General features: G+C 35.8%; 8 protein-coding genes. 3 read left to right on the top strand and 5 right to left on the bottom strand.

The window, feature by feature from the left end:
- The 4 genes from AKG34_RS02600 to AKG34_RS02585 form a co-directional block, all read right to left on the bottom strand.
- The coding region (locus AKG34_RS02600; RefSeq protein ID WP_236694860.1) for a helix-turn-helix domain-containing protein at nt 1–381 on the bottom strand (381 nt) is incomplete at its 3' end.
- 117 nt (nt 382–498) lie between these two features.
- Nucleotides 499–1,113 (bottom strand): LysE family translocator, encoded by a 615-nt coding sequence (locus AKG34_RS02595; protein ID WP_053344644.1) that lies wholly within the window; start codon nt 1,111–1,113, stop codon nt 499–501.
- Nucleotides 1,114–1,289: 176 nt separating this feature from the next.
- Nucleotides 1,290–1,823, bottom strand: a complete 534-nt coding sequence (locus AKG34_RS02590) for a GNAT family N-acetyltransferase (RefSeq protein ID WP_053344643.1) — start codon at nt 1,821–1,823, stop codon at nt 1,290–1,292.
- Nucleotides 1,824–2,269: 446 nt separating this feature from the next.
- Complete coding sequence (locus AKG34_RS02585; protein ID WP_053344642.1) at nt 2,270–3,574, bottom strand: helix-turn-helix domain-containing protein; 1,305 nt, start codon at nt 3,572–3,574, stop codon at nt 2,270–2,272.
- A 511-nt stretch (nt 3,575–4,085) separates the two neighbouring features.
- Between AKG34_RS02585 and AKG34_RS02580 the strand changes: the two genes are divergently transcribed.
- The 3 genes from AKG34_RS02580 (at nt 4,086) to AKG34_RS02570 (ending at nt 8,474) form a co-directional block, all read left to right on the top strand.
- The gene (locus tag AKG34_RS02580; RefSeq protein ID WP_053347958.1) at nt 4,086–5,615 is read left to right on the top strand and encodes an AbgT family transporter; all 1,530 of its coding nucleotides are present in this window, start codon (nt 4,086–4,088) and stop codon (nt 5,613–5,615) included.
- Nucleotides 5,616–5,741: 126 nt separating this feature from the next.
- Nucleotides 5,742–7,001 (top strand): amidohydrolase, encoded by a 1,260-nt coding sequence (locus tag AKG34_RS02575; RefSeq protein ID WP_053344641.1) that lies wholly within the window; start codon nt 5,742–5,744, stop codon nt 6,999–7,001.
- Between the two features lie 66 nt (nt 7,002–7,067).
- Entirely contained in the window at nt 7,068–8,474 is a 1,407-nt protein-coding gene (locus AKG34_RS02570) for a M20 family metallopeptidase (protein WP_053344640.1), read from the top strand.
- Between the two features lie 463 nt (nt 8,475–8,937).
- Here AKG34_RS02570 and AKG34_RS02565 read toward each other — a convergent pair whose 3' ends face one another.
- A complete protein-coding gene (locus AKG34_RS02565; RefSeq protein ID WP_236694859.1) occupies nt 8,938–9,363 on the bottom strand; it encodes a GNAT family N-acetyltransferase in 426 nt (141 codons plus the stop codon).
- Nucleotides 9,364–9,471 lie beyond the last annotated feature (108 nt).

The raw sequence follows: 9,471 nt of genomic DNA, 5'->3' as shown, positions 1-9,471 counted from the left end.
TGGCGATGTTTTCTTGGTTTCTTTTTTCATGGATAGACGCCCCTTTTTCTTTGGTTTAAGGGCGTCTATACCTCCTTCCTTAAACTGATTTGCCCAATTCAAAAGTGTAGAATCGGAAGGAAGGTTATAGTGTACAGCGGTCTCGTTGATCGATGCCCCATATTCGTTCATATATTTAAGTACCTCTAGTTTAAAGGGCAGAGTGTAATTTGTATAGGATGAAGCAAGTCCTTCCATCCCATGTTTTAGATAGCGAGCGACCCATCTTTTCAGAGGGGATAAACCTACATTTCTTTCTTGTGCAATGGATTTATAGGATTTTTTCCCTTCTAAGTACTCTAAAACTGCATGTGATTTTTCGTCTATCGTATATTTAGTCAAAAAAACTGCACCTCCAATTATTAGATGTTGTCTAACAATTGGGGTGCAGTTCATCATCACAGCTCTTTAAAGAACGATTGCACCTGTTAGTTGATTAACGAATAAAAATATATTTATCTATTCGTGTGTTTGAAGAGCTAACTTTATTCCCAAACCAATGTAGACTATACCTACGACTTTCCCAAACCAATTTGAACTGCTGTTAGATTTAACTAATAACTTGTTGCCAATTGTACTTGTTAGGAAAACTAAGAGAGTGGTATACATTATGCTCATCAGTACAAATGTTAACCCAAGCATTAAAAGCTGAATTGTCACTGGGGAACCATCACTTTTTACAAACTGTGGTAAGAAAGCTAAGAAAAATAATGAAGTCTTAGGGTTTAGTAATTCAATTAACAAAGCCTGACGAAATGATAGGTTATTATTCACTTTCTTAGTAATAGGTTTTTCAATTTTTTTTGATTTTTCAAGCAAAGCTCTTATTCCTAAATAAACTAAGTATGCTGAACCTAAATATTTAACAACTCCAAAAGCAAGTGTAGATGTCATTAATATCGCGGAAAGTCCAACAACTGCCGCAAGAGTATGAATTAAGTCACCAACAGCAATACCCAAGCCTGTGATAATTCCATTCTTTTTTCCACCTTTAATAGTTTGAGATATTGTCAAAAAAACAGCGGGACCTGGGATTAAAAATAACATCAGAACAACCAAAATGAAAGTCAACATTATATATTATTCCTTTCTTTTAGAGATTATACAGGCTGATTTAACCAACCACTACATAGTTTATTTTAACACTTTTAACATAGTAAAATAGCTCTTTAATCAACAATCCTGCCCTGTTTGTCGCATAAGAAAAAAGCTGATCGTCACTGCCCTTTAAAACCGTTAGCTTAACACGTTTACTTATTATTTTTTAGAAATGAATAGACATATGTATCGTGTGCTACACCATTTTGATACATATATTTCTTCAAAACCCCCTCTTTTTGAAAACCAATATTAGTCAGTAACTTATTAGATGCTTCATTGTTTAAAAATACAACAGCACCTATACGAGTTAAATTCATAACATCAAAACCATATGTAAGAACTCTAGATACTGCTTCTGAAGCATATCCTTTTCCCCACTGCTCTGGATGGATTTCGTAACCTATTTCTGCTCTTTTATGTTTAGGTAACCAAGCATTAAAGCCAATTGTTCCAATTATACCTTTGGTCTCTTTTTTTTCAATCCCCCAGCGTATGCCTCTTTTTTCATTGTAGTTATTTGAAAAGAAATCAACGAATTTCACTGCTTCTTCTATACTCTCTAATGTTTCTTGTCCATAATAACGTGTTACATTTTCGTTAGAAAAACAAGCAAAAATACCCTCTGCATCCTCTTTTGTTATTTCTCTTAATATTAGTCTTTCTGTCTCTAATATTGGAAACATTTCATCTCTCCCTCTGTTTATTACTATAATTAACTATTCTTTTTAAATGGTAAAAATTCCTTTATAAATTGAATTCTTTATTGCACTATCCTGACCCTTTAGTTGAACAAGGGTATTTTTTCTCTAATTAGAATGTAACGAACGTACATTCAAAAGTTCATATAATAGGATCTTATAAGCTGCAGTTTAGAAGGATCTTTTTAATTGGAGGATTCTTTTATATGCTTATTGAGGTACCACCACATGCCCATCAAGCTAAGAAAATAGGACACCCCCAAAACGATAAAATGAGCTTCTTTGTTACAAGAAAGCCCAAAATTTTGTTCTGAGGGTATTATAAATTGTTAACTTGATGGCAATGTGACGTTAACCTAGGGAGAGTTAATTAAGAGAAATCCTCAAAACTTTCCTCGGAAATTAAATTGTATATCAAGAATGTCGAGGTGTTACTTCTTTAACATATAAATTTTACGAGGTCTTCCCCGTGGCGATTGAAGTTCTTCTCCTTTGTACTCCACTAAACCGCTTTCACTTAAACTACTCATAATTCTCTGAGCATTTCGAACGGTCATAGATAAATGAGAAGCTAAGTCTGAGGAAGTGAAGCCGTCCCAGCCCATACGATCAATCAATGCTTCTATCTTTTTATACGTTTTTACACTTATGTTAGCCTGATTTAATTTATCTAGCAGTTCTTTATCATTAGAACGGAAGGTATATGCCAATTGTTCCTCTTGACCTACAGATTCAATCATTAAACCATCTTCCTGGATAACAACAATACCGGAACTTTCTTGCTTCTTCGAATGACGAATCGCCTTACGAGCATTGATTTCAGCCGATGCAGCCGTCTCACCAAAACCAATTCCAACTGCAACAGAAACATCCATCTCAAGTGACAGTTGTTGAACAGTACTTTGCAAGCTACCAATTTCTCGTTCAATTGCCTTACGTGAACTAAATATTTGATAGCGACCGTTTCCATTTTCGATGAGAGAACCATCTAATTTTTCGCAAAATGACAGTAATGTTTGTTTTATTTTCAGCTCCAAATGCTGCAGATGGTAACGAATATTAACCTCGTCTACAAATTGATCAAACTGATCAATTTCAATAATCTCTACACCTATCTGACTATCCTTAAAATAAGTACTTTTTGCTTTTTCAATTAAAATCTTGACCGCTTGTCTAATTTCCATCTTTGTCATATTTATTTTGTAGACAGGAACATTTTTTTTCTTCAAGGCTTCATATACAGATTGTAAAACGGTAAGGACACCTTGTACCTCCCCTTCCCTCCACAACTGAAGATGAAATTGAACAATGTCTTGAAAATCATATTGTTCATCAAATGTTTTTATATAAATATTTTCGGTGGAAATCCCTAGCTCTTGTAGCGACTCTTGCAAAAAAAAGTCTTCTAATCGAATCATATCAATGGATATCTTATCGAAAAAATATTTTTGATCCGCAGACATTTGTAAAAAACATCTATATAAACTAGATCCAACAGGAGGACAATACGTAAAATTGGCCTCTGAATCTAACATTTCTTTTGCAATTCTATAAGGAACTGGTCCAGAGAAAAACCAACCATTTACTGCATTTTGGTGATTTTTTATAATGTCCGTTACCTCTCGTGCATCTTCATATGGAAAATCAATGAAATCTATTTCATGCTCAAATTCATTAGTAACATCCCGAATTTTCTTTAAAGATGAAAGTGGACCTACAACACCAATTTTATACAAGTTTACTTCACCCCTACATCATACTATTAGATTTATTATATCAAAATAACCAATTAACCCCAACAGGGAATAATAATGAGATCCAAATATTAATAACATATAAAGCGCCGTTTGACATAAATAAACGGTGCTACTTAATATGGTTTACTTCTCTATCGTGAGGTCAAGAGTGGTAGAACTTATACATTCAAAAGATTCAAAACCTTTTGTTTGTTTAGAAAGTATTACTAAATCTAGAAAAAAAAAGATTCCTTTTTTTCTGAAAATTTTATTGAAATAGATTATTCTTAATTATATAATACATTTAACGAAAATAGCGTTAAGTATTCGTTAAATGAAAAACAAGTAATTTGAAAGGTATGTATCAAGTACACGAAGGGTGAAAGACCATTTTGGGAACTTTAGCTTAAGGAAGGTTTAGAGAAAAAGTTTATAAATTAAATGGTACAAAAAAAGCACAAACTACAAATGGAAGAAGGTTTAGGAGGAGAATGTAATGGAACAAAAAGTAATGAAAGATACAACTAATCTGCAAAATCATAAAAAAGGTGGATTTTTCAATCAAGTAGAGCGAATAGGAAACAAAATCCCCCATCCATTTATTTTATTTATTTATATGATTGCCTTTTTATTTGTTGTAACCGCTCTCTTATCCGTTTTCCATGTTTCGGCATCGGATCCCATTAGTGGAGAGAAAGTAGAGGTCCAAAATCTCTTAAGCCGTGAAGGCATTCAATGGATACTGCCGAATATGATTAAAAACTTTTCCGGCTTTTTACCACTAGGTTCTATTTTAGCCCTAATGCTAGGCGTAGGACTTGCTGAAAAAGTCGGTTTGTTAGAAGTTTTGATTCGAAAAATGTCGTTAAAGGTCTCAGGGAAATACGCGAGTTATTTAGTTGTATTCGTTGCATTTTTTAGCCATGTCTCTTCTGATGCTGCGCTTGTTATTATGCCTCCTCTTGGAGCTTTAATTTTCCTTGCTGTGGGACGGCACCCTGTTGCTGGGTTGCTCGCTGCTATTGCTGGGGTTGGTTCAGGTTTCACTGCCAATTTATTAATCGTCACAACAGATGTCTTGCTATCAGGAATTAGTTCAGAAGTAGCGAATGGTATGAAAGCAAATTTGACAGTTAATGTTACCGATAACTGGTTCTTTATGGCTACTTCAGTTCTCGTACTTACTGTTGTCATTGCCTTGATTACAGATAAATTTGTTGAGCCGCGCTTAGGAAAATATGAAGGTAGCGGTAAGCATAAAAAATTGGAACAATTAACGAAGCAACAAAACAAAGCACTCCTGGCTACAGGTATTTCAGCATTGATTTTTATAGCTGTTATGGTCGTTCTAGTCGTTCCGGAAGGAGCCCTATTACGAAATCCAGAAACTGGAGCTATTCTTCCCTCTCCATTCATGTCTGGTATTGTCGCGATCATCTTACTTTTCTTTTTTACAGTTTCTATTACGTATGGAGTTAAAGTAGGAGCAATTAAGAAACAAAATGATATTCCAGAATTATTAGTAGACCCGATTAAAGGAATGGCCGGATTTATTATTATGGTTTTTCCACTTTCCCAATTTGTCGCTTGCTTTAACTGGAGTAATATGGGTAAATTTTTGGCATTATCCATCACAGATCTCTTAGAACAGCTAAACATAGATGGTGCACCCGTACTTATTGGGTTAATGTTCTTATCTGGACTTCTATCCATGTTTATTGCTAGTGGATCCGCCATTTGGTCTATATTAGCGCCGGTTTTTGTCCCAATGTTTATGGTATTGGGCTATCATCCTGCCTTCGCCCAAATGTTGTTCAGGGTTGCAGATTCATCTGTTCTACCATTAGCACCTGTATCTCCATTTGTCCCACTATTCTTAAGTTTCTTACAAGAGTATAGAAAAGATGCAAAACTAGGAACATATTATTCTCTTATATTGCCATATCCGATTATCATCTTTATCATTTGGACGCTATTGGTAGTGGTTTGGTATTTCCTCGGACTCCCAATTGGTCCCGGAGTCTATCCGAAATTACCGTAATTTAAAAAATCGCAAGCGCCTTGAATAGCCCCTTCATCGACTCGAGGGGCTAGGTTGCTTGGGCTAGACGCCAAAACTTGTCGAAAATTATTAAATTTTCATCAAATAACTTTAGGAGTGAAAGAATTGGATATTATTTCTTTAAGACGTGATCTTCATCAACACCCAGAAGTTGGCTTTACCGAATTTCGAACTGCTTCAAAGGTAGTAGAAGTACTAACTTCTTTGAAATATAACGTGATATTTGGAAAAGATGCTTTAGATGGGGATTCTCGCCGTGGAGTTCCACCTACAGAAGTATTACAAGAAACATTTAATAGAGCATTACAAGATGGTGCAAATCCAGAAATTCTCCAAGAAATGGAGGGTGGATATACTGCTGTTATCGGTATATTAAAAGGAAAAACAGATGGCCCAACTGTAGCTTTCCGGTTTGATATGGATGCATTACCTGTTACGGAAAGTACTGATTCTGACCACTTCCCACAAACAAACGGTTTTCGTTCCAAATATGAAGGAAATATGCATGCTTGTGCACACGATGGCCATACAGTAATTGGCTTAGGGCTTGCGGAAAAATTAGCGGACCAGAACTTTGCAGGAACGGTTAAGCTTATTTTTCAACCAGCTGAAGAAGGAGTACGCGGTGCCTATTCAATTGTACAAAAAGGAATTTTAGATGATGTGGATTATTTATATTGTCTGCACCTTGGCACAGATGTCCCTCTAGGAGAATTTCATGGTGGGTCTTCTGGCTTTTTAGCAAGTACGAAAATGGCAGCTCATTTTCACGGGGTATCTTCTCATGCAGGCGCTTCTCCTGAAAAAGGAAAAAATGCATTATTAGGAGCTGCCACTGCATTATTAAATATTCATGCTATTCCAAGATTTAGTTCAGGTTCTACCCGCATAAATGTAGGTAGTCTTAATGGTGGTACAGCCGCTAATATTATTCCAGCGTATGCAAAAATGATAATTGAAACCCGTTCCGTAACCGAAGAAACAAATGCAGAAATGGAGAAACGTGTTCGAAATATCGTGGCTCATAGTGCAGGTATGCATGAGCTTGAATATGAAATTGAAATTATAGGACAAGCAATTACAATTCATTGTGATCAAGAACTTGTCGATCTAGCTATGGAAGAAGCCCGAAATGTAGATGGTTTTTCAACAATCAAAGCATGTAGGGAATCCGGTTCTGCCGGAAGCGAGGATGCAAGTTTTATGATTCGAAGAGTACAGGATAATGGTGGTAAAGGGACATATATGATTATTGGGACCGATATTCCTGCACCACATCACCATCCTAAATTTGATATTCAAGAAGAAGTGTTACCAAGAAGTGTAGAACTTTTGAATCTTATTGCAAGACGAATTCTAAAATAATATTTCATATTAAATCGATATACATTCATATTAAATCGATTATATATAGGAAGGAAAGAGTGTAAAATGACACATGTAAATAGACTATCAGAAATCATTGAACAAAAAAAAGCTAAATTCATTGAAGTTAGTGACTGTATATGGAATTTTGCAGAAACACGATTTGAAGAATATCAATCTGCTGAATTACTATGCAGCACGTTAGAAAGCGAAGGCTTTACTGTTGAAAAAGGTGTTGGAAACATAGAGACGGCATTTATTGGGAGCTTTGGAACTGGTAAACCTGTTGTGGCAATCATGGGAGAATTTGATGCGTTGTCAGGTATGAGTCAAAAAAAAGCTACAGCTGAACAAGAGCCAATTGTACAAGGTGAAAATGGCCATGGATGTGGTCACAATTTACTTGGTACTGGATCGTTAGCTGCTGCTGTTGCAGTGAAGGAATATATGGAAGAGAATAATATGAATGGGACAGTTCGTTATTATGGATGTCCTGGAGAAGAAGGCGGATCAGGCAAAACCTTCATGGTCAGAGAAGGTTTGTTCGATGACGTTGATTTTGCATTTTGTTGGCATCCACTAGATGTTAACGGCATTATGTCGATGGATTCACTTTCCAATTTCCAAGTGTATTATAAGTTTAAAGGAAAAAGCTCTCATGCAGCAGCATCACCACATTTGGGACGGAGTGCTTTAGATGCCGTAGAACTTATGAATGTTGGCGTGAACTATTTAAGAGAGCATATTATCCAAGACGCAAGAGTTCATTATGCGATAACGAATTCTGGTGGATTATCGCCTAATGTTGTCCAACAAGATGCAGAAGTTCTTTATTTATTACGAGCTCCAGAAGTTTCACAAGTTCAAGATATTTACTTAAGAGTTTGTAATATTGCTAGAGGAGCAGCCCTTATGACAGGAACTGAAGTAGAAATCGTTTTCGATAAAGCCTGTTCTAATGTTATCCAAAACACAGTGTTAGATTCCGTTATGTATAAGAATTTCCAAGAATCAGGTATTCCACAACACGATGATAAAGAAAAACAGCTTGCAAAAGAGATCCGTGCTACCTTAACCGAACAAGAAAGGAATAGTACAATCAATCCGTTTAATGATAGTCAAGATGATGCTATGGCAAGTTGGTTGGAACCCATTGAGGGCTGTCAATCGCCATTAACAGGTTCCTCGGATGTGGGGGATGTTAGTTGGATTGTTCCTACTGCTCAATGCACAACAGCTTGTTTTGTTCTTGGATCCCCTCTGCATAGCTGGCAGTGGGTTACACTCGGATCAACATCTATTGCCCATAAAGGTATGCTTCATGCTGGCAAGGTTATTGCGGCAACTGCAGTAGAAGTACTCCAAAATCCAGAATTAATTGACAAGGCAAAAGCAGAGCTAAAAGAACGATTACAAGGGAAAGGCTATGTCTCCCCTATTCCGCAAGATGTAAAGCCCACAGTTAAAAGATAATAGACTAGATTAGAAAGATGTTGTAATCGTACGTATGGAAAATCCCCTTATTTTATTGAAATGATGACCATTATTCATAGCATATATGGTGATGAATTTATGGATTTTTTTTGAATACTCTTTCGATAATAAGGTAGAAAAAATCACTCAAGAGGACGGAATGATCCAAAAATGACTGGGTGACTTTAAGTGAAATAGCAGTATTTAAAGGGATCTTCGATTGGAAGATCCCTTTTTCATTGAGAACTTTTATCTTTGATTCCATTCTTTTTTTAACAGCCTATAAACTATATTACCATGTGATCTTGTATTTCTATTGAGATTTCTTCTTCATTTATCCGCCCCCTTAAGTGGGAAAAAAGCCGCCGAAGCAGCAGGCAATCTTATAGTTAATCGATAACAAGAAAACGTATTAAAGAAACAACTCCATCTCACTATCCTTCGTCGTAAAGCCCATTTTTTTTTATAGATGTTTTCCATCTTTAGAGGCGTGCAACCAAATTCGTTTAACACCACTATTTCTGCTCTCGTCTATACATTTTTTTAGCATTCGTTTTGCCAAACCTTTTCCACGGTACTTAGGGATAGTGTATATATTAAGAATGTAGGCTTCAACCCCATGAAGATTTTCCAAATATGGTGGTCTTTGAAATAAAACCATTCCACTGATACTAATGGCTTCCCCATTCGATTCCGCAATATAGGATATAAATTCATTTTTTGAAAGTGCTTTTTGTAAATACTCTCTTGTTGATGTCTCCATAAGATGTTCCTCCTGAAGAGATTTTAACTCACCTAGTTCTTTTAAAAGTGCTAACCGCAAACTAACTATCTTATCAATGTCTTCAATAGAAGCCTTGATGAAATCAAACTTATTAATATGACTCAACCAATATCACTTCCTTTTGAGGATTTACTCAAAATATGTATATTCTTTTTAATATATTAAATTTCCTTCTTCAATTAAACTGCCCCGTTAGTTGCATAATCGAGTAGG

This window comes from Peribacillus butanolivorans (assembly GCF_001273755.1).
In the GTDB taxonomy this organism is placed as follows: domain Bacteria; phylum Bacillota; class Bacilli; order Bacillales; family DSM-1321; genus Peribacillus; species Peribacillus butanolivorans.
This window is presented reverse-complemented; position numbering and strand designations above follow the sequence as displayed.

Coding starts and splice junctions, on each gene's coding strand:
- AKG34_RS02595 (WP_053344644.1), bottom strand. CDS start 1,113: ATGTTGACTTTCATTTTGGTTGTTCTGATGTTATTTTTAATCCCAGGT.
- AKG34_RS02590 (WP_053344643.1), bottom strand. CDS start 1,823: ATGTTTCCAATATTAGAGACAGAAAGACTAATATTAAGAGAAATAACA.
- AKG34_RS02580 (WP_053347958.1), top strand. CDS start 4,086: ATGAAAGATACAACTAATCTGCAAAATCATAAAAAAGGTGGATTTTTC.
- AKG34_RS02570 (WP_053344640.1), top strand. CDS start 7,068: ATGACACATGTAAATAGACTATCAGAAATCATTGAACAAAAAAAAGCT.